24 protein-coding genes and 1 pseudogene are annotated in these 25,911 nt (G+C 71.6%); 14 read left to right on the top strand and 11 right to left on the bottom strand.

Annotated features, from left to right (window positions below; translation table 11 throughout):
• Positions 1–112: 112 nt before the first annotated feature.
• Complete coding sequence (locus tag OG440_RS19975) at positions 113–1,915, bottom strand: bifunctional metallophosphatase/5'-nucleotidase (RefSeq protein ID WP_406008161.1); 1,803 nt, start codon at positions 1,913–1,915, stop codon at positions 113–115.
• A 249-nt stretch (positions 1,916–2,164) separates the two neighbouring features.
• Between OG440_RS19975 and mshD the strand changes: the two genes are divergently transcribed.
• Positions 2,165–3,091 (top strand): mycothiol synthase, encoded by a 927-nt coding sequence (mshD, locus tag OG440_RS19970; protein WP_406008160.1) that lies wholly within the window; start codon positions 2,165–2,167, stop codon positions 3,089–3,091.
• 149 nt (positions 3,092–3,240) lie between these two features.
• Here the strand turns inward: mshD and OG440_RS19965 are convergent, their stop codons facing one another.
• The 5 genes from OG440_RS19965 to OG440_RS19945 form a co-directional block, all read right to left on the bottom strand.
• Positions 3,241–3,960: an ABC transporter gene (locus OG440_RS19965; protein WP_406008159.1), complete on the bottom strand. Its 720-nt coding sequence runs from the start codon at positions 3,958–3,960 to the stop codon at positions 3,241–3,243.
• A complete protein-coding gene (locus OG440_RS19960; RefSeq protein WP_406008158.1) occupies positions 3,948–5,501 on the bottom strand; it encodes an ABC transporter permease in 1,554 nt (517 codons plus the stop codon). Before OG440_RS19960 ends, OG440_RS19965 begins: the two co-directional genes overlap by 13 nt.
• Positions 5,498–6,376: an ABC transporter ATP-binding protein gene (locus tag OG440_RS19955; protein WP_406008157.1), complete on the bottom strand. Its 879-nt coding sequence runs from the start codon at positions 6,374–6,376 to the stop codon at positions 5,498–5,500. The genes OG440_RS19960 and OG440_RS19955 overlap by 4 nt, the downstream gene beginning before the upstream one ends.
• 67 nt (positions 6,377–6,443) lie before the next feature.
• Complete coding sequence (locus tag OG440_RS19950) at positions 6,444–7,286, bottom strand: zf-HC2 domain-containing protein (RefSeq protein ID WP_406008156.1); 843 nt, start codon at positions 7,284–7,286, stop codon at positions 6,444–6,446.
• A 67-nt stretch (positions 7,287–7,353) separates the two neighbouring features.
• The gene (locus OG440_RS19945) at positions 7,354–7,905 is read right to left on the bottom strand and encodes an RNA polymerase sigma factor (protein WP_406008155.1); all 552 of its coding nucleotides are present in this window, start codon (positions 7,903–7,905) and stop codon (positions 7,354–7,356) included.
• A gap of 121 nt (positions 7,906–8,026) precedes the next feature.
• Here OG440_RS19945 and OG440_RS19940 point away from each other — a divergent pair.
• The 10 genes and pseudogenes from OG440_RS19940 to pstB form a co-directional block, all read left to right on the top strand.
• Positions 8,027–8,395, top strand: a pseudogene (locus OG440_RS19940) (GntR family transcriptional regulator); the annotation flags it as partial.
• A 131-nt stretch (positions 8,396–8,526) separates the two neighbouring features.
• On the top strand, positions 8,527–9,462 hold the full coding sequence (locus OG440_RS19935; protein WP_406008154.1) for an ABC transporter ATP-binding protein: 936 nt from the start codon (positions 8,527–8,529) through the stop codon (positions 9,460–9,462).
• Positions 9,459–10,490, top strand: a complete 1,032-nt coding sequence (locus OG440_RS19930) for an ABC transporter permease (RefSeq protein ID WP_406008153.1) — start codon at positions 9,459–9,461, stop codon at positions 10,488–10,490. Before OG440_RS19935 ends, OG440_RS19930 begins: the two co-directional genes overlap by 4 nt.
• 249 nt (positions 10,491–10,739) lie before the next feature.
• Positions 10,740–13,097: an RNA degradosome polyphosphate kinase gene (locus tag OG440_RS19925; RefSeq protein WP_406008152.1), complete on the top strand. Its 2,358-nt coding sequence runs from the start codon at positions 10,740–10,742 to the stop codon at positions 13,095–13,097.
• Complete coding sequence (locus OG440_RS19920) at positions 13,078–14,235, top strand: CHAD domain-containing protein (protein WP_406008151.1); 1,158 nt, start codon at positions 13,078–13,080, stop codon at positions 14,233–14,235. Before OG440_RS19925 ends, OG440_RS19920 begins: the two co-directional genes overlap by 20 nt.
• A gap of 85 nt (positions 14,236–14,320) precedes the next feature.
• Complete coding sequence (locus tag OG440_RS19915; RefSeq protein ID WP_406011399.1) at positions 14,321–14,773, top strand: NUDIX hydrolase; 453 nt, start codon at positions 14,321–14,323, stop codon at positions 14,771–14,773.
• 253 nt (positions 14,774–15,026) lie between these two features.
• On the top strand, positions 15,027–16,157 hold the full coding sequence (gene pstS, locus OG440_RS19910; protein WP_406008150.1) for a phosphate ABC transporter substrate-binding protein PstS: 1,131 nt from the start codon (positions 15,027–15,029) through the stop codon (positions 16,155–16,157).
• 142 nt (positions 16,158–16,299) lie between these two features.
• Positions 16,300–17,319 (top strand): phosphate ABC transporter permease subunit PstC, encoded by a 1,020-nt coding sequence (gene pstC / locus OG440_RS19905; protein WP_406008149.1) that lies wholly within the window; start codon positions 16,300–16,302, stop codon positions 17,317–17,319.
• Positions 17,316–18,377 carry a phosphate ABC transporter permease PstA gene (pstA, locus tag OG440_RS19900; protein ID WP_406008148.1) on the top strand — a complete coding sequence of 354 codons (1,062 nt, stop codon included), beginning with the start codon at positions 17,316–17,318 and terminating at the stop codon, positions 18,375–18,377. The genes pstC and pstA overlap by 4 nt, the downstream gene beginning before the upstream one ends.
• Positions 18,378–18,445: 68 nt before the next feature.
• Positions 18,446–19,222: a phosphate ABC transporter ATP-binding protein PstB gene (gene pstB / locus OG440_RS19895; protein WP_406008147.1), complete on the top strand. Its 777-nt coding sequence runs from the start codon at positions 18,446–18,448 to the stop codon at positions 19,220–19,222.
• A gap of 346 nt (positions 19,223–19,568) precedes the next feature.
• On the opposite strand, the gene OG440_RS19890 is transcribed toward pstB, so the two are convergent.
• Positions 19,569–20,567 (bottom strand): anion permease, encoded by a 999-nt coding sequence (locus tag OG440_RS19890; protein ID WP_406008146.1) that lies wholly within the window; start codon positions 20,565–20,567, stop codon positions 19,569–19,571.
• Positions 20,568–20,574: 7 nt separating this feature from the next.
• Positions 20,575–21,195: a DUF47 domain-containing protein gene (locus OG440_RS19885; protein WP_406008145.1), complete on the bottom strand. Its 621-nt coding sequence runs from the start codon at positions 21,193–21,195 to the stop codon at positions 20,575–20,577.
• 230 nt (positions 21,196–21,425) lie between these two features.
• On the opposite strand from OG440_RS19885, the gene OG440_RS19880 reads away from it, so the two are divergent.
• Complete coding sequence (locus OG440_RS19880) at positions 21,426–21,794, top strand: metal-sensitive transcriptional regulator (RefSeq protein WP_406008144.1); 369 nt, start codon at positions 21,426–21,428, stop codon at positions 21,792–21,794.
• On the opposite strand, the gene OG440_RS19875 is transcribed toward OG440_RS19880, so the two are convergent.
• Together OG440_RS19875 and OG440_RS19870 are read right to left on the bottom strand one after the other, a co-directional pair.
• A complete protein-coding gene (locus tag OG440_RS19875; RefSeq protein WP_406008143.1) occupies positions 21,795–21,995 on the bottom strand; it encodes a hypothetical protein in 201 nt (66 codons plus the stop codon).
• 130 nt (positions 21,996–22,125) lie between these two features.
• Positions 22,126–22,962 (bottom strand): hypothetical protein, encoded by an 837-nt coding sequence (locus OG440_RS19870; RefSeq protein ID WP_406008142.1) that lies wholly within the window; start codon positions 22,960–22,962, stop codon positions 22,126–22,128.
• Positions 22,963–23,105: 143 nt separating this feature from the next.
• Between OG440_RS19870 and OG440_RS19865 the strand changes: the two genes are divergently transcribed.
• Both OG440_RS19865 and OG440_RS19860 read left to right on the top strand, forming a co-directional pair.
• Positions 23,106–23,276, top strand: a complete 171-nt coding sequence (locus tag OG440_RS19865) for a hypothetical protein (RefSeq protein WP_406008141.1) — start codon at positions 23,106–23,108, stop codon at positions 23,274–23,276.
• Positions 23,277–23,518: 242 nt separating this feature from the next.
• Complete coding sequence (locus OG440_RS19860; RefSeq protein ID WP_406008140.1) at positions 23,519–25,087, top strand: FAD-binding oxidoreductase; 1,569 nt, start codon at positions 23,519–23,521, stop codon at positions 25,085–25,087.
• A 9-nt stretch (positions 25,088–25,096) separates the two neighbouring features.
• On the opposite strand, the gene OG440_RS19855 is transcribed toward OG440_RS19860, so the two are convergent.
• Positions 25,097–25,807 (bottom strand): phosphatase PAP2 family protein, encoded by a 711-nt coding sequence (locus OG440_RS19855; RefSeq protein ID WP_406008139.1) that lies wholly within the window; start codon positions 25,805–25,807, stop codon positions 25,097–25,099.
• Positions 25,808–25,911 lie beyond the last annotated feature (104 nt).

Below are 25,911 nucleotides of genomic sequence, written 5' to 3'. Positions count from 1 at the left end.
AGACGAGTTTTCAGACGGGCGCGGGAACCAATGGCGGACTCACACAGGTTTTAATACGAAGAGGCGGCCGCGTCACCGACGCGGCCGCCTCTTGGCTGTCTTGCCGAAAGGGTTACTGCACGATCGCGATCCGGTTGGCCACCGGCGGGGCGATCGGGCCCGTGGCCGAGGAGTTGGCGAGCAGGTACTGCTCCAGGGCGGTCAGGTCGTCGGCGCCGACCAGGTCGTTCGTGCCCTGGCCCAGCGTGGTGAAGCCGTCGCCGCCGCCCGCGAGGAAGTTGTTCGTGGAGACGCGGTAGGTGGCGGCCGGGTCGATCGCCGCGCCGTTCAGCTTGATGGAGTCCGTGACGACGCGGTCGGCGCCGCTCTTCGTCAGGTCCAGGGTGTACGTCAGGTTGGCGGACGGCTGAAGGATCTTCGGTGCGCTCGCGTTCGTCCCGCTGACCTGCTCCTTGAGGACCTGGATCAGCTGAGCGCCGGTGAAGTCCTGGAGGTTCACGGTGTTGGAGAACGGCTGGACCGTGAAGCCCTCGGCGTAGGTCACCACGCCGTCGCCCTCACTGCCCTTGGCGGCGTAGGTGAAGCCCGCCCGGACGCCGCCCGGGTTCATCAGCGCGAGGTCCGTCTGCGGGTCGAGCTCCTTGCCGTACCAGAGCTGGGCGTCCGCGATCAGGTCGCCCATCGGGGACTCGGTGCCGGTGTTGGGCACGTCCGCGGAGATGTAGCCGATCGCCCGGTTGCCGACAGGAGCCGCCAGGGTGTTCCACTTGGTGATCAGCTCGGTCATGTCGGGCGCCTTGGCGACGGTCCGGGTGACCACGTGGTTCGCCGACTTGACCGCCGTACGCGCGATGTCACCGGTGAAGCGGTCGTACGTCAGCGTGGTGTCCGTGTACAGACGGCCGAAGGACGCGGCCGAGGTGACCGTGCGCGGCTTGCCCGACGGGTCCGGGATCGTGCACGCGTACGCGGCGTGCGTGTGTCCCGTCACCAGCGCGTCCACCGACGGCGTGATGTTCTTCGCGATGTCGACGATCGGGCCGGAGATGCCGGCGCCCGCGCCCGGGGAGTCACAGTTGTAGTTGTAGGAGCCCGAGGCCGGCAGACCGCCCTCGTGGATCAGCGCCACGATCGACTTCACGCCCTGCTTCTGGAGCACCTTGGCGTACTTGTTGATCGTCTCGACCTCGTCCTGGAACTTCAGGCCCTTGACGCCCTCGGCGGACACCACGCCCGGGGTGTCCTCCAGCGTCACGCCGATGAAGCCGATCTTGACGTCCTTCTTCTTCCAGACGAAGTACGGCTTGAGGATCGGCTTGCCGGTCTTCTCGGACAGGACGTTGGCCGCCAGGTACGGGAAGTCGGCCCCCTTGAACCTCTTGTCCGTGTAGCAGCCGGCCGTCGGGTGGCAGCCGCCGTTCTGGAGCCGGGCCAGCTCCTTGGCGCCCTCGTCGAACTCGTGGTTGCCGACCGACGTGACATCCAGGTCGAGCTTGTTCAGCGCCTCGATGGTGGGCTCGTCGTGGAACAGACCCGAGATCAGCGGCGAGGCGCCGACCATGTCACCGCCGGCCGCGGTGACCGAGTACGCGTTGCCCTCGCGGGCCTCGCGCAGGTGCGTGGCGAGGTACTCCACTCCGCCCGCGTCGATCGTCTTCGTCGTGCCGTCCGCCTGGAGTTCGGTGACCCGGCCGGAGGAACCGGACGGGGGCTCGAGGTTGCCGTGCAGGTCGTTGAAGGACAGCAGCTGCACATCCTGGTAGCGGCTCGGCAGCGGCTTGGAGTGCTTGGCGTCGTGGGCGTCCGCCGGGAGCGCGGCGGCCATCGCACCCACGGTGGCGAGCCCGGCGGCGGCCGCGAGAAGACGGTACGTACGACGTCTGCCGTTCGGATGCGGCTGGGAAGTGGCTGGCATGCGCCCCCCTGAGGTGTCTGCCTGTGGCGTCTGCGTCCCCCGGGCCCGACCGGCCCTGAGAGACGTGTGAGGAAGTGGCCCCGTCCGGCGCAGCCTAGGGTCAACGCGCGTAGCGCGACAGGGGGTTCTTGGTTACATCCTGGTTTCCCTTTGTCCTGCGCTTACCCTCCGCTTTGCCTTTCCGGACCGCCGTCTTCCGCCTTTCCTCCTGCCGCCACTTTGTGCGGCCCGCCCCTTACCCTCGTACGCATGACCAGCGACGACATCGCACGGATCCCCGGCTCCCGATCCATCGAGACCCACGCCGAGCTCTCCCCCGAACAGACCGAGGCCGTCCTCGAACTGCTCGCGGAGGCCGCCCGGACGGACGGCCAGCAGGCGGTGTCCGAACAGGGCCGCCTTCAGCTGCGCGGAGGCGCCCGGGAAGGCGTCTCGCACCTGGTCCTCACCCTCGGCGACGAACTCGTCGGCTACGCCCAGCTGGAGGACACCGATCCGGTCGAGGCACCCGCAGCCGAACTGGTCGTCCACCCCTCGCACCGCGGCCACGGACACGGCCGGGCGCTCGGCTCCGCCCTGCTCGCCGCCTCCGGCAAGCGGCTTCGGGTCTGGGCCCACGGCGGTCACTCCGCCGCCCGGCACCTCGCCCAGGTCCTGGGCCTCTCCCTGTTCCGTGAACTGCGCCAGATGCGACGGCCGTTGACCGATCTCGAACTGCCCGATCCGGTACTGCCCGACGGGGTGAGCGTCCGCACCTTCGTCCCCGGGAAGGACGACACCGCCTGGCTCGCCGTCAACGCCGCCTCCTTCGCCCACCATCCCGAGCAGGGCTCCCTCACCCAGCGCGACCTCGACGCCCGCAGGTCCGAGCCCTGGTTCGACCCGGCCGGCTTCTTCCTCGCCTTCCGCGGCGAGCGGCTCGTCGGCTTCCACTGGACGAAGACGCACGCCGAGGAGCGGCTCGGTGAGGTGTACGTCCTCGGCGTCGCCCCCGGCGAGCAGGGGGGTGGCCTCGGCAAGTCCCTCACCACGATCGGCCTGCGGCACCTCGCGGCGCAGGGCCTGCCGACGGCGATGCTGTACGTCGACGCCGACAACAAGGCCGCGGTGTCCGTGTACGAACGGCTGGGCTTCATCACCCACGAGACGGACCTGATGTACCGCACGGAGACGTGAGCCGCGCGGGGGAAGACGGCGAGGTGAGCCGCGCGGGGGAAGACGGCGAGGTGAACCGCGCGGGGGAAGACGGCGAGGTGAACCGCGCGGGGGAAGACGGCGAGGTGAACCGCGCGGGGAGGGTCCGGGCCTCATCGGCGGCGGGTGCCTCACCCGCGGCGACCGCGACCGCCCCCGGTCGGGCCGACCCGGCCTGACCCGGGTCTCCGGGGTCGCCCGCGCAGCGGTTCCGGTGTCCACAGCACGCTCAGCACGACCGTCGCCGCCAGCATCACCGCCCATCTCGCCTGCGTCGCCGCCCAGTAGGGATCCTGGGACGTGCCCAGCAGGCCCCACCGGTTCGGGACCAGCACCGCCACCGCGGCCGCCGACCCCAGCCAGATCGCCGCGCCTCTGCCCACCTCCGCCGCCTGTGTGCAGCGGACGGCGATCGTCGCGAGGGCGAGCGCGGCGCCGGCCATCCCCGCCGCCTCCAGCGTGGCCGGGCCGAGCGCGGGGCGGGTGGGAGCGGGGGTCAGGAGCAGGGCCGCCGCCCACCACAGGGCGGGCAGGGGGGCGATGACGGCCAGCCGCAGCAGGGTGCGCAGCGGGCGGCCCACCGGTGTCGTCGCCGTGGTGTTGCGGGCCGGGTCGTCCAGCAGGAAGGCCAGGCCCAGTGCGCCGGTGAGCGCGGTGAGGCGCAGCACCAGCCGCCCCAGTTCGGCGTCCGGAGGGTGGCCCGGCAGCCGGGTGGTCCCGGCGAGCAGCAGGCCCAGTCCGCCGGCCGTGGTCAGCGCCCGCCAGGGAAGGCCGCGCCACACCGGCGGCACCAGGGACCGCAGCAGGTCCGGTGGGACCCTCGTCGCTTCCGCTCGCCCTAGTCCCCGCACGGGTCCGCCTCCTTCGGCACCGCGACGCCCAGCAGCTTCGCGGCCTGGACGGTCGTCGTCCTCGCGGACGTCAGTTCCGCCCAGTGGGCCTTCACACGGGCCGTCATCGCGGCGCGTGGCCGGTCCAGCAGTTCCCCGATCACCGTGGTCTGCGCGCTCGACAGGCCCAGTCCGTCGGTCGGCGTCAGGACCACGCCCGAGCCGGTGGTGCTGTCGTCCAGCCGCACGTCCCGGAAGGTGGCCATCGGGGTGGGGTCGTTGCCCAGGACCAGCCACATGACGGTGACCGCGCGGGCGTCGCACATCGGCTCGGTCGTCACGTCCTCCGTGCCGCCCACCAGGACCGACGCGACCCCGACCGCGAACTCGGGGACGCGGTTGCCGCCCCAGCGCGTACCGACCGTCACCTCGCCGGGCGTGGTGGACGCCTCCAGCGCGCCGTCGACCTCCGCCTCGCCGTCGGACCAGATGCGCTGGCGGATCGTCAGGGGGGTCTCCGCCGCCGCGCCGCCCGCCCCGGACCGGACCCGGTCGACGACCTCGGCCCACTCGGACCGCACCCCGCTCCACTCGGGGTACGAGCAGTACGTCGAGCCGTCGTACGTCGTGCACGACTGGACCTTCTCCGGCGAGCCGGACGCCGTCCTGCGGGCCGCTTCCAGCGCCGCCGTGTCGCGCGGGACCTGGCCGATCACACCCACCGCGGTGACCGCGAGGGCGAGAGCGGTCGCCGCCTTGACGGCGCGCGTGCGGCCGCCGGCGACCAACAGGGCCGCGCAGGTCAGCACCGCGCACAGGCCCGCCACGTACAGGGCGTGCCAGCCGGCCGGGCGGCCCAGCAGGTCGGAGGGGACCGGGTCGCCGCCGCTCGACTGGAAGAACTGGATCGGGTCGAGCCAGACCAGCCCGTCGCGCCCGGAGCCGATGAGTCCGGAGACCAGGACGCCGAGCACATACACGGCGATGACGAACAGTATGGGCACGAAGGAGGAGGGCAGCAGCCGGGCCAGCAGCACACCCGTGACGCCTGCCAGCAGGACGCTCAAGGGTCCGACGGCCAGTTCCCCGAAGGAGCCGTGGCCGATCGCGCCGGGCTTCAGCGCCTCCCGGGTGTACTCGGCCGCGACGACCAGCGCGGTGAGTCCCGCGTAGGGGATCACGGACAGCACATGGGCGAGGGTGCGCCGCCAGGGCTCCATGGCCAGTACCCCGAACTGCTGCGCCGTGCCGTGCTTGCGCGAGCGCAGCGTGGCCGCGTTGGCGCAGATGAACAGGGCGAGGGCGAACAGCAGGGGCGCCGCCTGGGTGCGCCGGTCGACCGTGTTGAGCACGGGGAAGTCGTCCATGCCGTCCTTGCTCATCAGCCGCAGGACGACGAGGACGACGTACAGGGCGAAGAAGAACAGCACCGGGATCTGCCGGAGCAGCTCGCGGGCCTCGAAGCGGGCGAGGGCGAGGACGGCCCCGGCGCGGCGGGCCTCGGGCGGCGGCTCGGGGAGCGTGCCGGCGGGTTCCGTGATTGTGGGCGTGGCGGTGCTCATGCCGCCACCTCCGCGCTCTCGCCGTCGAGGGCCAGCAGGTAGCCGTCCTCCAACGTGGGCTCGAGCAGCTCGGCGCCGGTCGGGGGATCGCCGATGTTGCGGAAGCTGCCGGTGCCGGTGCGCCAGCCCGCCAGGGCGTTCGGGTCACGTTCCGTGCTGCTCCAGACCCGGCCGTCCGCGCGGGCGGTCAGCTCGGCCGGGGTGCCCTCGAAGCGGACGCGGCCCTGGGCCAGCACCACGACACGGTGGCAGAGCATCGCCACGTCCTCCGTCTGGTGGGTGGACAGCAGTACCGTGCGGCCCTCGCCGGCCTGCGCGATCAACTCGCGGAACCGCATGCGCTGTTCGGGGTCGAGGCCGACCGTCGGCTCGTCCAGCACCAGGAATCCGGGCTCGCCGACGAGCGCGGCGGCGAGGGCGACGCGCTGCCGCATGCCACCGGACAGCCGCTTGATCCGCGTACCGCGCACCTCCGAGACGTCGACGGCCTCCAGCACGCGCCGCACCTCGCGCAGCCGGGCGCCGCGGTCGGTCAGCTCCTTCAGGATGGCGACGTAGTCGACGAACTCGAAGGCCGTGAAGTCCGGGTGGAAGCCGGGGGTCTGGGGCAGATAGCCGAGCGTGCGGCGCAGGGCGAGGCGGCCGGACGCGGTGCCGGGGTCGTGCCCGAGCGCCGTGAACGCCCCGCCGTCGGGCGGCACGGCCGTGGCCAGCACCCGCAGCAGGGTGGTCTTGCCCGCGCCGTTGGGCCCGAGCAGCCCGGTGACACCACGCGTCAGGCGCAGCGAGACCCCGTCGAGGGCACGGGTCCCGCCGAAGCGCAGGGAGAGGTCGGTGGCCGTCAGGGTGGCGGGGCCGGGGGCAGCGGTGGTCATGTGGAGCTCCTGGAAGTCCGGTGGGCGGGCGGGGCCGGGGCGGGGGCCGTGGGGGCGGTCGGCCGCGTCACACGGTGCCGCCGTCCGGGAAGCCGCCCGGCGGGCGCGCGTCGAAGCGGTCACGGGCCTGGTAGAGCAGGAGGGCGGCGAGCGCCGCCACGGCCGCCGCCGCCGACTGGCCGGCCACCGTGAACGGGGCGAGCGTGTCGTGGGCGTGCACCTGGCTCTTCGCCACCACCAGCAGCGCCACCCACACGCCGCCGACCAGGGCGGGCGCGACGACCGGACCGAGCCGGGCGGTCAGCGCGAGTCCCGCCGCGGTGAGGGCGAGCGCCGGGAGCAGCCAGGCCAGGGCCAGCAGCCCGTACCCGGGCAGCGCCAGCGTCGCCAGCCCGTTGAACGCCAGGCCCGCGGTGAGGACCGCGACCGTGCGGATCATCAGCAGCCGGAAGCCGTGCAGCGGGGCGACGACGGCCATCTCGTACGTCGGGTCCAGGGACGGCCCGTACGACAGGGCGACCCCGGCGAGCGGAAGCAGCGGGGCGAGCGCGAGGAACAGCGCGGGCTGGTCCGCCACCCGCACCGCCAGCACCGTCATGACCAGGAGGAACAGCACCGAAAGGAGCCAGGACCGGCGCAGCACCGGCGTCGCCGTGAGCAGCCGCGCGGTGTGGTCGGCCACGCCGAGCCGTACCAGCAGCCGTTCGAGCAGGCCCTGCCGCGGCGCGTCCAGCTCGGCGTCCAGCCGCTCCCAGCCGGCGTCCAGCGCGACGGGGTCGGTGGTGTCCGCGAGCCGGGCCCGGCACGACGCGCACCCGGTGAGGTGGGTGTCGGCGGACCACAGCAACGGCGGCGCCAACTCGCCGTGCGCGTACGCCCGCAGATCCTCTTCAGCCACATGCCACGTCATGCCACGACCTCCCTCGACTGTCCGTCACCCACGCGCCCGCGCGGGTCCGTTCCGCACACGTACCGCCTCATGCCAGCGCCTCCCGCAGTTGCTTGCGGGCGCGCAGAGCCCGCGTCTTGACGGTGCCGGGCGGGATGCCGAGCAGGACGGCCGCCTCCCGGGTGGTGAGCCCGTCGATGACGGTCGCCTGGAGGACGGCCCGCAGCTCCGGCGAGAGGCGGGTGAGGGCCCCGGCGAGGTCCCCGTGCTCCACCCCCGCGAGCACGCGTTCCTCCGCCGAGGCCTCGTCGCGGTGGCGCAGCCGGTACAGCGCCTGGCGCATCCGGCCTCGCGCCCCGTCGCCGCGGACGGCGTCGATCAGCCGCCGGGAGCCGATGCGCCACAGCCAGCCGGCGGCGTCGTCGGAGTGGCCCTCCTGGCGGTGACGGGCGGTGCCGCGCCACACCGCGAGGAAGGTCTCCTGCACGACGTCGTCGACTATCCCGGCGTCCACGCAGCGGCCGCGCAGACGCGCGGTCAGCCAGGGCGCGTACCGCCGGTACAGCTCCTCGAAGGCGTGACGGTCCCGGTCCGCCGCGATGGCCCGCAACAGCTCCCCGTCGCTTCTCGTTTCGCTCACATCCCCTCATCGGACGGGCCCCGCCCATCGGTTCACGGTTCGCCGCACGATTTTTTCTTGACTTCGCACACCACCTTCCACCACCCTTTCACTACTCAATTAGTGAAAGGGTGGTTGTCCAGTGGTCGAATACCGCATCGACCGGCACAGCGGCGTGGCCACCTACGTCCAGATCGTCCAGCAGACCAAGCAGGCCCTGCGCCTGGGCGTGCTGCGGGCCGGCGACAAGCTGCCCACCGCCCGCGAGGTCGTCGAGGCGACCGCCATCAACCCGAACACCGTGCTGAAGGCGTACCGCGAGCTGGAGCGCGACGGACTGGTGGAGGCCAGGCGCGGCATCGGCACCTTCGTGCGGCGCGGGCTGAGCACCGCCCCGGCCGACTCGCCCCTGCGCGCCGAACTGGACGCCTGGGCCGTCCGGGCCCGCGAGGCCGCACTGGACCGCGACGACGTGGCGGCACTCTTCACCGCCGTACTCGACGAGCACTTCGCCGCACCGACCCCCACCGACCGGACCGACCGCACCGACGGGGCCGGCCGGCACAGCCGAACCGACGTGCACGAGCCACGCAACCCGCACGACCGGCACGACCGGCACGACATCAATCCTGGAGACCCCTCATGACCGACACCGCCATGGCGGCAACCGCGCTCGGCAAGCGCTTCGGCCGACGCGGGGGCTGGGCGCTGCGCGACTGCACGTTCCGCCTCCCCGCCGGGCGCGTCTGTGCCGTCGTCGGCCCCAACGGCGCGGGCAAGTCCACGCTGCTCGCCCTCGCCGCGGGCCTGCTGGCGCCCACCGAGGGCGGGGTCACCGTCCTCGGCACGGATCCGGCGTCCGCACGCGCGCGTGTCGGTTACGTCGCCCAGGACAAGCCGCTGTACCCCCAGCTCTCCGTCGCCGAGACACTGCGCGTGGGCGCCGATCTCAACCCGGGGCGCTGGGACGCCGAGACCGCCGAGCGGATCGTCTCCGCGGGCGATCTCGACCCCGGGAAGAAGATCCGCGCCCTCTCCGGCGGCCAGCGCACCCGGGTGGCGCTCGCTCTGGCCCTCGGCAAGCGGCCCGAGCTGCTCCTCCTCGACGAGCCGATGGCCGACCTCGACCCGCTGGCCCGGCACGAACTGATGGGCACCCTGATGGCGCGCGCGGCGCAGTACGGCACGACGATCGTCATGTCGTCGCACGTGGTCGCCGAACTGGAGGACTCCTGCGACCACCTGCTGCTGGTCGGCGGCGGTCGGGTGCGCCTCGCCGGTGAGATCGACGACCTCCTCGCCGCCCACGCGCGCGTGAGCACCACCGCGGGCTCCACCGGGCTCCCCGAGCCCACCGCGGACGGCTCCCCGGGCGGCCCGCCGGAACTGGCCCCGCACATCGTCGTCGAGTCCCGGATCACCGGCCGCCAGCTCACCGCCCTGGTGCGCCCCGCCGGCCCCCTCGCCGACGACTGGCGCACGTCGACGCCCTCCCTGGAGGAACTCGTCCTCGCCTACCTGCGCAACCCGCACGCCGCCCCGCTCACCCCGGCCCAGCCCGAGGAGGCCGCCGTATGACCGCCCTCGCCCCGTCGCCGACCCTCTCGGAGACCAGCAGGACCACCCCCGGAGCGGGCTGGCTGCTCCGCCTGCACCGGCCCGCCCTGTACCTGTGGATCGGTGCCGTCGCCATCCTCGCCGTCGTCCTTCTGTGGCTGGGGGGCCCGCTGACCGATACGGCGGCCACGGCCTGGCGGGAGTACGACAAGGCCTGCAGCAACGGCGGTTCCTGCCGCTACGACCAGGATTCGATCGTCCGCTACAAGGACGTGTACGCGTACACGACCGCCGCGCTGACCGCGCTCCCCTTCGTCGTCGCCGCCTGGGCGGGCGCCGCGCTGTTCGGCCGCGAACTGGAGCACGGCACCGCGCAGCTCGCCTGGACGCAGAGCCTGTCCCCGACCCGCTGGCTGACCACCAAGCTGATCGTGCCCGCGGTCCTGGTCACCGCGGGCACCGGCCTGCTGGTCGCGCTGCACCGCGTGATGTGGACGGCGGGCAGCGGCCGGATCAACACCGCCGACGCCTGGTACGCCAACCTCACCCTGCACACCAACGGCCCCACCACCGTCGCCTTCGCCCTGACCGGCCTGGCCGGCGGCGCCCTCGCGGGCGTGCTGCTGCGCCGTACCCTGCCCGCGCTCGTGCTCGCGCTCGCCTGCGTCGCCGCCCTGCGGTTCCTGGCCGACCGGCTCATGCCGCACCTGTGGCCGGCGGTCACCCAGGTCAGCAGCCTCGCCGACGGCTACCGGGGCTCGGGCCTCGGCGTGGACTCGGGCCTGGTCACCGCCACCGGCGCGCACATCGCCGACCCCGGCTGCGGGCCGACCTTCGTCGCCGGCTGCAAGACGGTGTACGCCGACCTCGACGCCACCGGCTTCTACACCACGTACCACCCCGAGTCCCACTACTGGCCACTCCAGCTGACCACGACCGCCCTGCTGCTGGCCGCGACCGCCGCTCTCACCGTCGCCACGTTCGTCCTGCTCAGGCGCTCGACGGCCACCGTCCCGCGCGCGGACGACAAGGCCGCCCCCACGGCCTGATACCCCTCCCGATCCCGGGGTGTGCGGGTCCCACCACGGGGGGAGGGACCCGCACACCCCGTAGCCCTCCCCGCACCGCACCCCGGCGGAAATCCCCGCGACCGGCGCCCGCACACAACCCTTCAGACACCCTTGGTCAGCCTCGTACACAGCCGCTCCACGACATCGACCCCCGCGAGCCGCCCCCCGATATCCCGCACGCCATGTCTTGGTAACCAGTGGTTAAGACGACCTTGCGACGCTCGGCGAATGACGCCCGCCGTGCCCGAGCCCTCGCCGCCTCCGGGGAGAAATCGCCCCCACGGAGAATCCGCCGCGATCCCGCCCGCACGCTCCGACGCGCCTGTCACGCTCCTGGCGCGGAAGAATGGGTCCATGAGCCAGTCAGACGCCCAGGCCGAGGTCCAGCACGCGCAGCCCTCCGTGGGCTCCATAGCAGCGCACCGCCCGCACACCGTCTCCGCCGTGGTCTCCGATCTCGAGCCCGACATCGACGCCGACCTCGACACCTACGAGGAGGCGCCGTACGACGGCCCGCAGCTGCCCCAGGGCCGCTTCCTCGACCGGGAACGCAGCTGGCTCGCGTTCAACGAGCGCGTTCTGGAACTCGCCGAGGATCCGAACACGCCCCTCCTCGAGCGGGCCAACTTCCTGGCGATCTTCGCCAGCAACCTGGACGAGTTCTTCATGGTCCGGGTGGCCGGTCTGAAGCGCCGGATCGCCACCGGGGTCGCCACCCGTTCGGCCTCAGGCCTCCAGCCGCGCGAGGTGCTGGAGATGATCTGGGCCCGCTCCCGCGAACTCATGGCCCGGCACGCGGCGACGTACCACGAGGACATCGCCCCCGCCCTCGCGGAGGAGGGCATCCACCTGGTGCGCTGGGGCGAGCTGACGGAGAAGGAACAGGCACGCCTGTTCACGCTCTTCCGGCACCAGATCTTCCCGGTGCTGACCCCGCTCGCCGTCGACCCCGCGCACCCCTTCCCGTACATCTCGGGTCTCTCGCTCAACCTCGCGGTCGTCGTGCGCAACCCGGTCAGCGGCCACAAGCACTTCGCGCGCGTCAAGGTGCCGCCGCTGCTGTCCCGCTTCCTGGAGAGCTCCCCCGGCCGCTACGTCCCCATCGAGGACGTCATCGGCGCCCACCTGGAGGAGCTCTTCCCGGGCATGGAGGTGCTGGAGCACCACGCCTTCCGGCTCACCCGCAACGAGGACCTCGAGGTCGAGGAGGACGACGCCGAGAACCTCCTCCAGGCCCTGGAGAAGGAGCTCATGCGGCGCCGCTTCGGGCCGCCGGTGCGCCTGGAGGTCGAGGAGTCCATCGACCGTGAGGTGCTCGACCTGCTGGTGCGCGAGCTGAAGATCGGCGAGGCCGAGGTCTACCCGCTGCCGGGCCCGCTCGACCTCACCGGTCTCTTCCGCATCCACGGCCTCGACCGGCCCGAGCTGAAGTACAAGAAGTTCATCGCCGGCACCCACCGCGATCTCGCCGAGGTCGAGTCGTCGTCCCCGCCGGACATCTTCGCGGCGCTGCGCAGCCGGGACGTCCTGCTGCACCACCCCTACGACTCCTTCTCGACGTCCGTGCAGGCCTTCCTGGAACAGGCGGCGCTGGACCCGGACGTCCTCGCCATCAAGCAGACCCTGTACCGGACCTCGGGCGACTCCCCGATAGTCGACGCGCTCATCGAGGCCGCCGAGTCCGGCAAGCAGGTCCTCGTCCTGGTCGAGATCAAGGCCCGCTTCGACGAGCACGCCAACATCAAGTGGGCGCGCAAGCTGGAGGAGGCCGGCTGCCACGTCGTCTACGGCCTCGTAGGCCTCAAGACGCACTGCAAGCTGTCGCTGGTGGTCCGTCAGGAGGGCGACACGCTGCGGCGCTACTGCCACGTCGGCACCGGCAACTACCACCCGAAGACGGCCCGGCTCTACGAGGACCTCGGTCTGCTCACCGCCGACCCGCAGGTCGGCGCGGACCTCTCCGACCTCTTCAACCGGCTCTCCGGCTACTCCCGCCGCGAGACCTACCGCCGTCTCCTCGTCGCCCCCAAGTCCCTGCGGGACGGCCTGATCGCCCGCATCGACAAGGAGATCCAGCACCACCGCGCCGGACGGCCCGCGCACGTCCGCATCAAGGTCAACTCGATCGTCGACGAAGCCCTCATCGACTCGCTCTACCGCGCGTCCCAGGCGGGCGTCCAGGTCGACGTGTGGGTGCGCGGCATCTGCGCGGTGCGCCCGGGCGTGCCGGGCCTGTCGGACAACATCCGGGTCCGTTCCATCCTCGGCCGTTTCCTGGAGCACTCCCGGGTCTTCGGATTCGGCAACGGCGGGGAGCCCGAGGTGTGGATCGGCAGCGCCGACATGATGCACCGCAACCTCGACCGCCGTATCGAGGCCCTGGTCAGGGTGACCGACCCGGCCCACCGGGCGTCCCTGAACCGGTTCCTGGAAACGGGCATGTCCGACTCCACCGCCTCCTGGCACCTCGGCCCGGACGGCGAGTGGATCCGGCACTCGCACGACGCGGACGGCGCGCCCCTGCGCAACATCCAGGAGACGCTCATAGACGCCCGGAGGCGCCGGCGTGGCACAGCGACACCATGACCTGACGGACCCCGCGGCCGGGCCCGCGACCACCGGGGACGCCCTCGCGGGCTATCTCCGGGGCCAGGCCACGGAGTTCCTCCGCGCGCTGCGCCTGCACCGGGAGACGGGCGGCGCGGCGTCGAACGGCTCCTCGGGCGCCTCGGCGGGCGGTCCGGCGGGCGCGCAGGTGCGCGTGGACGCGGTGCGCGCCCTGCGCCGCTCGGCCCGTCGGATCAGCGGCAGCCTGCACACCTTCCGACCGCTCCTGGAGCCCGAGTGGTCGGAGGGCATCCGCCCCGAACTGGCGTGGCTGTCCGGCACCCTGGCCCTGGAGCACGCGTACGGGGCCCGTCTGGAGCGGCTGCTGCTGGCGCTGAACCGGCTGTCGGGCGCGGCGCCGGTACCCGGCCAGCCGACCGGCCCGACCGGCCCGCTCGGTTCAGCAGGAACGATCAACTCAGCAGGCACGCTCGGCTCGGCAGGGCCGAAAGCGGACGACCGGACCGTCGCCCACCCCGCGACCCCGGACCGCGGCAATCTGACCGTGGGCGCGGCGAAGGCGGGCGCCCTGCTGGACCGCCAGCTCACCCTCGCCCGCACCCGGGCCCACTCCACCGCCCTCCAGGCCCTCGGCTCCTCCCGCTTCCACGCCGTCGCGGACAAGGTCGCCGTCCTCGCCAGCGAGGTCCCGCTCACCCCCGCCGCCGCGGCCACCGCTCTGCGCCCGCTGGCCGCGGCGGCCGAGGAACGCCTCGCCGACGCGGTCACCGCGCTGCCGCTCGTCACCGCGGGCAGCCCGTACAACGCGGCGGCCCTGGTCCACGGCCTCTCCCCGGACCCGGCCCCGCACCCGCAGGACGCGCCCTGGCACCAGGTCCGCCTCCTGCTGCGGCTGCACCGCTACGCCTGCGAGGTCGTGCACGGCAGGAGTGCGCCGCCGGACGTCCGCCTGTTCGCGGCGGGCGAGGCCCTCGACCGGCACCGCGACGCCTCGGAGGCGTCCTCCGCCGCGGCCCAGGCGGCCCGCACCCCCCGGATAGCGCCGGCGACGGCGTACGCGCTCGGCGTGCTGCACGCGGATCAGCGGCTCGAGGTGGAGGCCGCGCGGTACGCGTTCCAGCGGTCGTGGCAGAAGCAGACCATCGGCGCACCCTGACCGGACAGGTGGTGAGGACCAGGTGAGCAGCGCGGACAACCCCGACGCCATCCCCGACGCCGACCCTGACGCGGGCCCTGACGGCATCCCGGCCGCCGACCCGGACACCGCCCCCGTCGCCGGCCCCGACGCCCTCCCCGTCCAGGCGGCGGGCTGTGTGCTGTGGCGGCGCTCCCCTGCGGACGGCGGACTGGAGCTCTGTCTCGTCCACCGCCCCAAGTACGACGACTGGTCGCACCCCAAGGGCAAGCTGAAACGTGGCGAGGACCCGCTCGCGGGCGCCCTGCGGGAGGTCCACGAGGAGACGGGCTACCGGGCCGCGCCCGGCACCCGGCTGCCGACCGTGGGCTACGAGGCGAACGGCCGCCCCAAGCAGGTCCGCTACTGGGCGGCCGAGGCGGTGTCCGGCGCGTTCACCCCGAACGACGAGGTGGACCGCCTCCTCTGGCTCCCCGCGCCGGCCGCCCGCGACCGGCTCACCCAGCCGAGGGACCGCACGCTCGTGGACGCCCTGCTGCACGTCCTGCACCTGGCCTGACGGGTCGCGGACCACCGGTCGCCGGAATCGCTCCGTGTCCTCGACGTAAGCGTTCCGTGACCTAACCGCACCGCCGCCAGGGGTTCACCCCCCGTTCACCCGCGCCCGTAGGCGCCTTCACCTGTTCTGCCTAATTTCGGCCTTACGCGGTGCGGTGCGGGACCCGGGTGGTCACGTCTGCGCCGAGCAGACTTCTGCATACTCCGCACGCCGCTGGATTCAGGACGGCGGCTCCTGGAAGGATCTTCCCCAAGTGAAGCTTCAGCGCATGAACCGGCGGGCTCTCTCCCTCGGTGCTCTCGCCGTCTCCGGCGCCCTGGCCCTCACGGCGTGCGGCTCCGACGACACCGGCTCCAGCAGCGACGGCAGCACCTCGTCCGCCACCGCGGCCGCCGGATCCATCAAGTGCGACGACGCCAAGGGCCAGCTCCTCGCCGACGGCTCCTCCGCGCAGAAGAACGCGATCGACGCCTGGGTCAAGAACTTCACCCAGGCCTGCTCGGGCGTCCAGGTGAACTACAAGGGCTCCGGCTCCGGCGCCGGTGTCACCGCGTTCACGCAGGGCCAGGTCGCCTTCGCCGGCTCGGACTCCGCGCTCAAGCCCGAGGACGTCACCGCCTCCAAGTCGGTCTGCTCCGGCGGTCAGGGCATCGACCTGCCGATGGTGGCCGGGCCGATCGCCGTCGCCTACAACGTCGCCGGCGTGGACAACCTGGTCCTCGACGCCGCGACGATCGCGAAGATCTTCGACGGCAAGATCACCAACTGGAACGACGCCGCGATCGCCAAGCTCAACCCCGACGCGAAGCTGCCCGACCTGAAGATCCAGCCGTACCACCGCTCGGACGAGTCCGGCACCACGGACAACTTCACCAAGTACCTGATCGCCGCCGCCCCGGACAACTGGAAGTACGAGGGCGGCAAGGCCTGGCAGGCCAAGGGCGGGCAGGCCGCGGCCGGCTCCTCCGGTGTCGCCCAGGGCGTCAAGCAGACCAACGGCGCCATCGGCTACATGGAGCTGTCGTACGCCAAGGACGGTCTGGGCACCGTCGCCGTCGACACCGGTGCCTCGGCCCCGGTCAAGGCCTCCTCCGACGGCGCCACCAAGGCCGTCGCCGCCGCGCAGGTCGTCGGCACCGGCAGCGACCTGTCGCTGAAGCTGGACTACAACACCAAGGCCGAGGGCGCCTACCCGCTCACCCTGGTCACGTACGAGATCGCCTGCGACAAGGGCAACAAGGCCGCCACCCTGCCGGCCACCAAGGCGTTCCTGCGCTACATCGCCAGCGAGGACGGCCAGGGCATTCTCTCGGGCATCGACTACGCGCCGATCCCCGACGCCATCATCTCCAAGGTCCGCACCACCATCGAGGGCCTGAGCTGATCCCAGTGGTGCGGTCCGGCTCCCGGGGAAACCCGGTCCGGACCGCACCCGTCCGGTGCACCGCCGCCAGGGGCCGTCCGTAACCCGGCCCCACCCGAGCCGCCCCCACCACCGCAGGCGGCTCCGCAGACCGGAGACCTCCATGAACATATCGACACAGCACACAGACACGGACGACGCCCCTCCGCCCACCGCCCCGCCGGCCGAGAGCGCCGAGTGGAAGCGCGCGGCACGTGGTGCCACCCGACCCGGTGACCGGATCTTCCTCGCCCTCTCCCGCGGCTCGGGCATCTTCCTGCTGGTGATCATGGCCGCGATCGCGGTCTTCCTCGCCTACCGGGCCTACCTCGCCATCAGCAAGGACGACGCCAACTTCCTGACCACCTTCGAGTGGAACACCGGCCTCGTGCCGCCGAAGTTCGGCATCGCGGTCCTGGCCTTCGGCACCGTCGTCTCGTCGGTCATCGCGATGGTCATCGCGGTCCCGATCGCCGTCGCGATCGCCCTGTTCATCACGCACTACGCCCCGCGCCGCATGAGCGGCCCCGTCGCGTACGTGATCGACCTGCTCGCCGCCGTCCCGTCCATCGTGTACGGCCTCTGGGGCGCCCTGGTCCTCGTACCGCACATGGACGGCCTGTTCGGCTGGCTGAACGACTACCTGGGCTGGACCGGCGTCTTCTCCTGGGACGACGGCGCCCCGCGCTCGATGCTCACGGTGGGCATCCTGCTGGCCGTGATGATCCTTCCGGTGATCACCAACGTCAGCCGCGAGGTGTTCCGCCAGGTCCCGCAGATGCACGAGGAGGCGGCCCTCGCGCTGGGCGCCACCCGCTGGGAGGTCATCCGCATGTCGGTGCTCCCCTTCGGCCGCTCCGGAGTCATCTCCGCCTCGATGCTCGGCCTCGGCCGCGCGCTGGGCGAGACGATGGCGGTGGCCACCGTCCTCTCCCCCGACTTCGACATCCACGCCAGCCTCCTCAACCCCGGCGGCGGCACCTTCGCCCAGAACATCGCCAGCAAGTTCAACGAGGCGACGGAGTTCGGCCGGGACGCGCTCATCGCCTCCGGTCTGGTCCTGTTCGTCATCACCCTGCTGGTCAACGGCGCGGCACGCATGATCATCGCCCGCCGCAGCGAGTACTCGGGGGCCAACGCATGAGCCACGCAGCAGTAGCGGACAAGTCCCCGAGCACGCTCCAGGGCGCGAGCCTCCCCCGCTGGTCCCCCTGGGCCATCGCGGCCGGTTCGATCGTCCTCGCGCTCGTCATCGGCCTCGTCGGCAGCCTGGACAGCAAGGTCCAGCTGGGCCTGATCGCCGGCCTCCTCTTCGTCTTCGGCACCTTCGGCATCGCCGCGAAGGTGGAAGGCCGCCGCCAGGCGAAGGACAGGGTGGCGACAAGCCTGGTCTGGGTCGCCTTCGTCCTGGCCGTGGTCCCGCTGGTCTCCCTCCTCTGGACGACGATCCAGCGCGGCGTGAAGGTCCTGGACGTCTACTTCCTCACCCACTCCATGGGCGTGGTGGCGGACAGCGAGCCCGGCGGCGGTATCTACCACGCGATCCTCGGCAGCCTGGAGCAGGTCGGTCTGGCGACCGCGATCGGCGCCCCGATCGGCATCCTGACGGCGATCTACCTGGTGGAGTACGGCCGGGGCGCCCTCGCCAAGTCCGTCACGTTCTTCGTCGACGTCATGACGGGTATCCCGTCGATCGTCGCGGGCCTGTTCATCCTCAGCCTGATGCTGATGTTCGACATGCAGCCCTTCGGCTTCGCGGGCTCCCTCGCCCTGGCGATCCTGATGATGCCGGTCGTCGTACGCTCAACAGAGGAAATGCTGAAGCTGGTCCCGAACGAGCTGCGCGAGGCGTCCCTCGCCCTGGGCGTCCCGAAGTGGCGCACGATCCTCAAGGTGGTAGTCCCGACCTCGATCGGCGGCATCATCACGGGAGTGATGCTGGCGATCGCCCGTATCGCGGGCGAAACGGCGCCGGTCCTCCTCCTCGTCTTCGGAAACCCGTTCATCAACGCGAACCCCTTCGAGGGTGCGCAGGCGTCGCTGCCTCTGTACATCTACCAGCAGTACTCACAGAGCGCGGGGTCGACGGCGGCCTACGACCGCGCCTGGGCGGCGTCGCTCACACTGATCGCCTTCGTGATGATCCTCAACCTCGTGGCCCGCGGCATCGCCCGCTGGAAGGCCCCGAAGACCGGTCGCTGACACAGCGATCCGCGGCCACCGCCGCGCACGGGCCCCCTCAGCGACCGACTGGAAGTGAAGTAGAAAACATGGCGAAGCGAATCGACGTAAGCGGTCTGACCGCCTACTACGGATCCCACAAGGCGATCGAGGACATCTCGATGACGGTCGAACCGCGCTCGGTGACGGCCTTCATCGGCCCCTCCGGCTGCGGCAAGTCGACGTTCCTGCGCACGCTGAACCGTATGCACGAGGTGACGTCGGGCGGCCGCGTCGAGGGCAAGGTGCTGCTGGACGACGAGGACCTGTACGCCGCGGGCGTGGACCCCGTCTCGGTCCGCCGCGAGGTCGGCATGGTCTTCCAGCGCCCGAACCCGTTCCCCACCATGTCGATCTTCGACAACGTGGCGGCGGGCCTGCGCCTCAACGGCAGCTACAAGAAGTCGGAACTGGCGGACGTCGTCGAGAAGTCCCTCAAGGGCGCGAACCTCTGGAACGAGGTCAAGGACCGTCTGAACAAGCCCGGCTCGGGCCTGTCCGGCGGCCAGCAGCAGCGGCTGTGCATCGCCCGCGCCATCGCGGTGGAGCCGAAGGTCCTGCTCATGGACGAGCCCTGCTCGGCTCTGGACCCGATCTCCACCCTGGCGATCGAGGACCTGATCGGTGAACTCAAGGCACGGTTCACGATCGTCATCGTGACGCACAACATGCAGCAGGCGGCGCGCGTCTCGGACCGCACGGCCTTCTTCAACCTGTCCGCCGTCGGCCGGCCCGGCCGGCTGATCGAGATCGACGACACGGAGCGCATCTTCTCCAACCCGTCGGTCCAGGCAACCGAGGACTACATCTCAGGCCGCTTCGGCTGACCCGCCCCGGCCTCCCCAACCCCTCGCGGTGCTGCATGGCGGTGCCACCGCGAGGACGCAAAGGGCCCGCCCTCCGATCGGAGGGCGGGCCCACGCATGTGCCTGCGGCGGCTGAGCCGGGACGCGACGAAGGCCCCACCGGGGGGCGACGGTCCCACGCCCGGAAGGCCGGCAGGGGTGTAGGGACGCAGTCCCGCAGGGATGCGGGGCGGAGCCCCCGCCAGGGTGTACGGGACGACCCCCGCAGGGGCGCAGGGGACGCAGTCCCCGCCCGGGGTCCGGGGCAGAGCCCCGTGACGGGGACGCTCTCCCCACCGAGCCGGGCGGGTGGGTGGGCAAAAACCCCCTACAGAAACGCCACGTTCACGATCCAGAACGCACACGCGGCGACAAACCCCGCCGCCGGCATCGTGATGAACCACCCCAGGACGATGTTCTTGGCGACACCCCACCGCACGGCATTGATCCGCTTGGTCGCCCCGACCCCCATGATCGCCGAAGTGATCACATGCGTCGTGGAGATCGGCGCCTTGAACAGGAACGCCGTGGTGAACATGATCGACGCCCCGGTCGTCTCCGCGGCGAACCCCTGCGGCGGATCAAGCTCGATGATCTTCCGCCCGAGCGTCCGCATGATGCGCCACCCACCGGCGTACGTCCCCAGCGAGAGCATCACCGCACAGGCGATCTTCACCCACACGGGAATCGGATCGTCGGCCCCCTGCACATCGCCGATGACGAGCGCCATCACCACGATGCCCATCGTCTTCTGCGCGTCCTGGAGACCGTGCCCCAGCGCCATCCCCGCGGCCGAAACCGTCTGGGCGATCCGGAAGCCCCGCTTGGCCTTGTGCGGGTTGGACCTGCGGAACAGCCACAGGATGGCCGTCATCACCAGGTATCCGGCGATCAGCCCGACGACCGGTGAGAGGAACATCGGGATGACGACCTTCTCGAGGACGCCGGACCAGATGACCTCCGTACCACCGGCGAGCGCCGCGCCCACCATGCCACCGAACAGCGCGTGCGAGGACGACGAGGGCAGCCCGAAGTACCAGGTGACCAGGTTCCAGACGATCGCCCCGACGAGCGCGGCGAAGAGGATCCCCATCCCCTTGGACCCGTCGGGCGTCTCGATGAGCCCCTTGCTGACGGTGTGCGCGACCCCGCTCCCGAGGAACGCCCCGGCGAGGTTCATGACCGCCGCCATGGCCAGCGCCGCCCGTGGCGTCAGCGCCCGGGTCGAAACCGATGTGGCGATGGCGTTGGCGGAGTCGTGAAAGCCGTTGGTGTAAGTGAATCCGAGCGCGACGCCGATGGTCACGATCAGAGCAAAGGTGTCCATTAAGGGCTCAGGACTCCTTGACCGCGATGGTCTCCACCGTGTTGGCCACGTGCTCGAAGGCGTCGGCGGCCTCCTCCAGCACATCCACGATCTGCTTCAGCTTGAGCACCTCGATGGCCTCGTACTTGCCGTTGAAGAGGTGCGCGAGCAGCTTGCGGTGGATCTGGTCGGCCTGGTTCTCGAGCCGGTTGACCTCGATCCAGTACTCGGTGAGGTTCTGCATGGTCCGCAGGTTCGGCATGGCCTCGGCCGTCAGCTCGGCGGCCCGTGCCAGAACCTCGATCTGCTGCTCGACGCCCTTGGGCAGCTCTTCGACGTTGTAGAGGACGACCAGGTCGACGGCCTCCTCCATGAAGTCCATGATGTCGTCGAGGGAGGACGCGAGGTTGTAGATGTCCTCACGGTCGAACGGCGTGATGAACGAGGAGTTCAGCTGGTGGAAGATCGCATGCGTGGCGTCGTCACCTGCGTGTTCCGCGGCCCGCATACGCTCTGCGATCTCGGCCCGGCCGGCGGGGTCCGCCCCGAGCAGTTCCATCAGGAGTTTCGAGCCCGTGACGATGTTGTCCGCGGATGCGGCGAACATGTCGTAGAAGCTCGTCTCCCTGGGGGTCAGACGAAAGCGCACGTGGGGTCCTCAGGATGCATCGGTTTCGGTCAGGCTGATGCTAGGCGCATCATCCGGCCACGGCTAATGGGCCGTCCACCAGTGTCGCTCATCGGACAGAGCGACCGGGAGGGGGGCGACCGGCAGGTGGGACACCGGCGAAGTCCCTGCTCGGGCCGCATACCCACCGAGGTTCGGTACGATATACCCGGTAGGGGTATATGTGCGGAGCCGGAGCGCTGGAGGACACGATGACGACCACAGAGGCCGGCGAGCCCATCGCCGAACCCGGCGCCGGGCCGGACCACGCACCGGGGACGGTTCACGCGCCGGGGACGGTCCACGGCTACCACAAGCAGAAGGACGAGCACCTCAAACGACTGCGCCGTATCGAGGGCCAGATCCGCGGCCTTCAGCGCATGGTCGACGAGGACACCTACTGCATCGACATACTCACCCAGGTGTCCGCCTCCACCAAGGCCCTCCAGTCGTTCGCGCTCCAGCTGCTGGAGGAACACCTGCGCCACTGCGTCGCCGACGCGGCCCTCAGGGGCGGCGACGAGATCGACGCCAAGGTGGAAGAGGCGACGAAGGCCATCGGCCGGCTCCTGCGCACCTGATCAGCGCCCGGCGCCGGCCCCCGTCCCGGGGTCGCCGCCCGTCCGCTCCTCCCCCACGCGCAGCACCTGGTCGATGCTCTCGAGACTGAGCCGTTCCTCCCCGGCCGCCGAGGCGGCGATGATCAGCTCCCCGCACAGCTCGATCTCGGCGAGGGCCTCGTGGTCCTGAACTGCCGTACCGCCGCCCGGAGCCACGCGCATCACCTCGTCCCTGCCGTCACCGACTTCCTAGAGTAGGGAGCGCTGTACACCGCGCGCATGGCACGGACGGGCTAGTCCTTGTGTCCACCCTGTGGCCGAAAACACGCGTTCCGGTCAGCACGGCGGGGGCTCAGTCCTCCGCGATCCGCCCCGCGTAGATGTCACCGGCGGCGGGCAGCCGCACCTCGACGGGCGCCCCGAAGTCGTACAACAGGGTCGTGGAGGCCACCGCGACGGCCTCCTTGCGCTGCCCGTTCACGAAGCTGAACCGGTGCCGGACCTTACGGATGCGCCCGTCGTCGTCGAGGTAGACGTCGAACGGCACCCGCGCCGTGGCGAACCCCTTCGCCGCCGCCCGCAGCGCGTCCCGGCCGCCCGCCGACGCGTGGTCGGCGGCCACCGTCAGATCGGCAGTGCCGCGGTAGTGCCGTACCGCCGTCCCGGCCACCTCGGTCCGTCCCACGTACGTCGCCGTACGCGTCCCCCGCAGCACCTCGGCGGCGGCGAACGGATCGGTGGCCCCGCCGGTCACGAGGTTCCCGTCGGACAGGCCGGCCGTCTCCACCCGCACCCACTTGTCGTCCGGCACCCCGGCGCCCCGGTTCTTCATGAACAGGGCTCCGGGCGCGAGCAGTTCGGTGATCGGACGATGCTCGATGGTCCCGGCCGGATCCTGCGGCAGCAGCACCTTCAGCTCACCGCGCTGCGTGCGGTAGTCGTACACGCCCTGACCCCGGATGGTGACCCTCGTCCCGCCGGTCGCCATCTCCATCGACGTACGGGCCCTGGACGTGCCCGCCTCGACGAGGGTGTCGGCGGCCCGGTGCAGCGTCTCGACGGGGTCGGCCGCCCGGCCGTCCTCCGCGGCGGCCCCGCCCGCGGAGCATCCGGCGGCCCCCGCGCAGGCCCCCGCCACGAGCCCCGAAAGGACCATCGCGCCCATCAGCCCGCGCCGCCGCTCCGCCATGGCCCTGTGCACCCCCAGCCGGTACGTCCGTCACGGGCTTCCTGTCGTTCCGGTTAACGACGGGTAAGTGCCGCCGTCACGCCGGTGCACGGGCCTGCGACCGCCATACGGTTTCACCGCCGATCCTGGGTACGGTTGTCTTCGTGACGCAGCAGGACGGATCGCCCCATCCCCGCACCGACGGGGAACACAGCACCACGACCGTCGAACAGGGCAGGTTCTGCCTGGCCCACTGCACCTGCGGCTGGCGCGGCCCGGCCCGCAGAGCGAGAAGCATGGCGAGAACGGACGCGGAGCGGCACACGGGCAACTGACCGCCCGCCCCGGCCCGACCGCACGACACCGGCCGTCCGACCGAGACCGACCGGTGAACCGAGACCGACTGTCCGACCGAGACCGGCTGCCCGACCGGCTGACGTCACTGTTGCGTCACCGCCGGCGCCCGCTGGAACCTGTGGTCCCATGACCCCGTCTCGCTCCATGAGGCCGCAGGAAGCCGCGGGAGGCCGCGGGAAGCGGCAGGAGCCGACAGGCTGCCGAGGGAAGGCGCAAGAACATGGAACGGCGTACGTTCATCGCGGGCGGCACGGCCGCGGTCGCGGCGGCAGCGACCGCGTGCAAGGCGACCGGCGACAGCGCGGGCGCCTCCGCGTCCGCCACCGCGTCGGCCACCGGGAGCAGCACCACGACCCCCCTGACCACGACCAGCGTCGCCGCCCCCGCCAACTGGGCCGCGCTCGCCCGTGACCTGGACGGCACCCTGGTCCGCCCCGGCGAAGCGTCCTGGGCCGCGGCCCGCCAGCTCTACAACACCCGCTTCGACAACCTCAAGCCGGCGGCGGTGGCGTACGTCGCCCACGCCGACGACATCCGCACGGTGCTCGCGTACGCCCGTGCCCACAAGATCAAGGCCGCGATCCGCAACGGCGGCCACTCCTACGGCGGCTGGTCCTCGGGCGACGGCCGGCTGATCGTCGACGTCTCCAAGCTGAACCGGGTCCGGGCGAGCGGCACTTCGGCCGTGGTCGGCGCGGGGTCGAAGCTGATCGACGTCTACCGGGCGCTGGCCGCGAAAGGCGTGACGATCCCGGCGGGGTCCTGCCCGACGGTCGGTGTCTCCGGCCTGGTGCTGGGCGGCGGCCACGGCGTCGTCTCCCGCGCCTACGGTCTGACCTGCGACAGCCTCACCCGGGCCACGATCATCACCGCGGACGGCAAGCAGCTCACCGCCGACGCGAAGACGAACAAGGACCTGTTCTGGGCGCTGCGCGGAGCCGGCAACGGCAACTTCGGCATCGTCACGGAGCTGGAGTTCACCACCCACCCCGCGCCCCAGGCGGTGACCGGCTACCTCACCTGGCCCTGGTCGAAGGCGGCGGCGGTGGTGAAGGCCTGGCAGGAGTGGGGCCCGTCCCAGCCCGACGAGATCTGGTCCTCCCTCCACCTGGCCAACGCCACCGGCGGCACCCCCACCATCTCCGTGGCCGCGTTCTGCATCGGCACGTACGGCCAGCTCCAGAACGCGGTCGACCGTCTCGCGGACCGGGTGGGCGCCCCCGCCACGAACGTCTCCCTCCGCCGCCGTACTTACGAGGCGGCGATGGAGATCTACGCCGGCTGCTCGTCCTTCTCCTCCGACGCCCAGTGCCATCTGCCGGGTTCGACGCCGGGCCGCTCCCCGCAGGGCGCGCTGGGCCGGGAGACGTACGCGGCCCGCTCGGACTTCTTCGACGTCTCGCTCCCGGCGGCGGGCATCCGGACCCTCCTCAAGCAGATGGGTTCGGTGCAGGGCGGCTCGGGCAGCATCGCTCTCACCGCGCTGGGCGGCGCGGTGAACCGGGTCTCGCCGACGGCCACGGCGTTCGTCCACCGGCGCTCGCGCATGCTGGCGCAGTACATCGGGGCGTGGCGGGCCGGCACGGCGGGGACTGCGGCCCAGTCCTGGCTGAACACGGCCCACAAGGCGATGGCCCCGTACGCCTCGGGCGCGGCGTACCAGAACTACGCGGACCCGACCCTCACCAACTGGCGCAAGGCGTACTACGGCGACGCGCTGCCGCGCCTGACCCAGCTGAAGAAGCAGTACGACCCGAACGGCTTCTTCAGCTACCCGCAAGCCCTCTGACGGACTGCCCTAGGCGGCGAGGTCGCGCTCCTCGGCGGCGACCTCGGTCCGCGCGCCGGGGATGAACCCGTCCCGCTGTCCGGCCCGTGCGGCCCGGCTGCGCACCACCCGTCCGAGCCGGGGCGACCGGTCGACGGCCCTCAGCACGGGGGTGAGCAGCATGGAGGCGACGGGCGACAGCAGCAGGGCCACCGCGGTCCCGAGCGCGAACCCGCCGACGACGTCCGTCGGATAGTGCACACCCATGTAGATCCGGCAGAACCCCTCGAGCAGGGCGATCCCTATCCCGACGAGCCCGAACCTGCGGTGGGCGACGAACAGCCCGACGGCCATGGCCATCGTGAGGGTGGCGTGGTCGCTCACGAAGGAGTAGTCGGTCTTGCCGGAGACGAGCACCTCCAGCCCCTGATGGTCGAGGAAGGGCCGCGGCCGTTCGACGAATCCGCGTATGGGGACGTTCACCAGTACGGCGATGCCGGCGGCGAGCGGCGCCCAGATCAGGGCGGCGATGGAGGAGGCGGCCTCCTCGGCCCCGCCGGGCCGCCGCCGGACGCCCCACCAGCACCACATGATCAGCAGCACCATGACGAGCAGCAGCCCGTACTCGCCCACGAACTCGACGGTCCGGTCGAGCCAGTGCGGAGCGTCCTTGGCCAGCCCGTTGATGTCATAGAGCAGGTCGACGTCGGGGTTCGACCCGGATTCGGCGAGTCCAGCCATGGTGCTGCGGCCCCTTCGTCGTGTTCTGCTCGGCGCACCTCACATGTGCCCGCTCCAACAGGAACGCACGGCCCCGGTTGATACGTTCCACTCTCCACTGAATG

The organism is Streptomyces sp. NBC_00637 (assembly GCF_045161545.1).
Classification (GTDB): Bacteria; Actinomycetota; Actinomycetes; order Streptomycetales; family Streptomycetaceae; genus Streptomyces.
Note: the sequence above shows the minus strand (reverse complement) of the source record. Positions and strands in the feature narration are given on the sequence as shown.

Excerpts from the sequence above, each read along its gene's own strand:
- OG440_RS19975 (WP_406008161.1), bottom strand. The coding sequence starts at position 1,915 with ATGCCAGCCACTTCCCAGCCGCATCCGAACGGCAGACGTCGTACGTAC.
- mshD (WP_406008160.1), top strand. The coding sequence starts at position 2,165 with ATGACCAGCGACGACATCGCACGGATCCCCGGCTCCCGATCCATCGAG.
- OG440_RS19960 (WP_406008158.1), bottom strand. The coding sequence starts at position 5,501 with ATGAGCACCGCCACGCCCACAATCACGGAACCCGCCGGCACGCTCCCC.
- OG440_RS19955 (WP_406008157.1), bottom strand. The coding sequence starts at position 6,376 with ATGACCACCGCTGCCCCCGGCCCCGCCACCCTGACGGCCACCGACCTC.
- OG440_RS19950 (WP_406008156.1), bottom strand. The coding sequence starts at position 7,286 with ATGACGTGGCATGTGGCTGAAGAGGATCTGCGGGCGTACGCGCACGGC.
- OG440_RS19935 (WP_406008154.1), top strand. The coding sequence starts at position 8,527 with ATGACCGACACCGCCATGGCGGCAACCGCGCTCGGCAAGCGCTTCGGC.
- OG440_RS19930 (WP_406008153.1), top strand. The coding sequence starts at position 9,459 with ATGACCGCCCTCGCCCCGTCGCCGACCCTCTCGGAGACCAGCAGGACC.
- OG440_RS19925 (WP_406008152.1), top strand. The coding sequence starts at position 10,740 with ATGACGCCCGCCGTGCCCGAGCCCTCGCCGCCTCCGGGGAGAAATCGC.
- pstC (WP_406008149.1), top strand. The coding sequence starts at position 16,300 with ATGAACATATCGACACAGCACACAGACACGGACGACGCCCCTCCGCCC.
- pstA (WP_406008148.1), top strand. The coding sequence starts at position 17,316 with ATGAGCCACGCAGCAGTAGCGGACAAGTCCCCGAGCACGCTCCAGGGC.
- pstB (WP_406008147.1), top strand. The coding sequence starts at position 18,446 with ATGGCGAAGCGAATCGACGTAAGCGGTCTGACCGCCTACTACGGATCC.
- OG440_RS19890 (WP_406008146.1), bottom strand. The coding sequence starts at position 20,567 with ATGGACACCTTTGCTCTGATCGTGACCATCGGCGTCGCGCTCGGATTC.
- OG440_RS19880 (WP_406008144.1), top strand. The coding sequence starts at position 21,426 with ATGACGACCACAGAGGCCGGCGAGCCCATCGCCGAACCCGGCGCCGGG.
- OG440_RS19875 (WP_406008143.1), bottom strand. The coding sequence starts at position 21,995 with ATGCGCGTGGCTCCGGGCGGCGGTACGGCAGTTCAGGACCACGAGGCC.
- OG440_RS19870 (WP_406008142.1), bottom strand. The coding sequence starts at position 22,962 with ATGGCGGAGCGGCGGCGCGGGCTGATGGGCGCGATGGTCCTTTCGGGG.
- OG440_RS19860 (WP_406008140.1), top strand. The coding sequence starts at position 23,519 with ATGGAACGGCGTACGTTCATCGCGGGCGGCACGGCCGCGGTCGCGGCG.
- OG440_RS19855 (WP_406008139.1), bottom strand. The coding sequence starts at position 25,807 with ATGGCTGGACTCGCCGAATCCGGGTCGAACCCCGACGTCGACCTGCTC.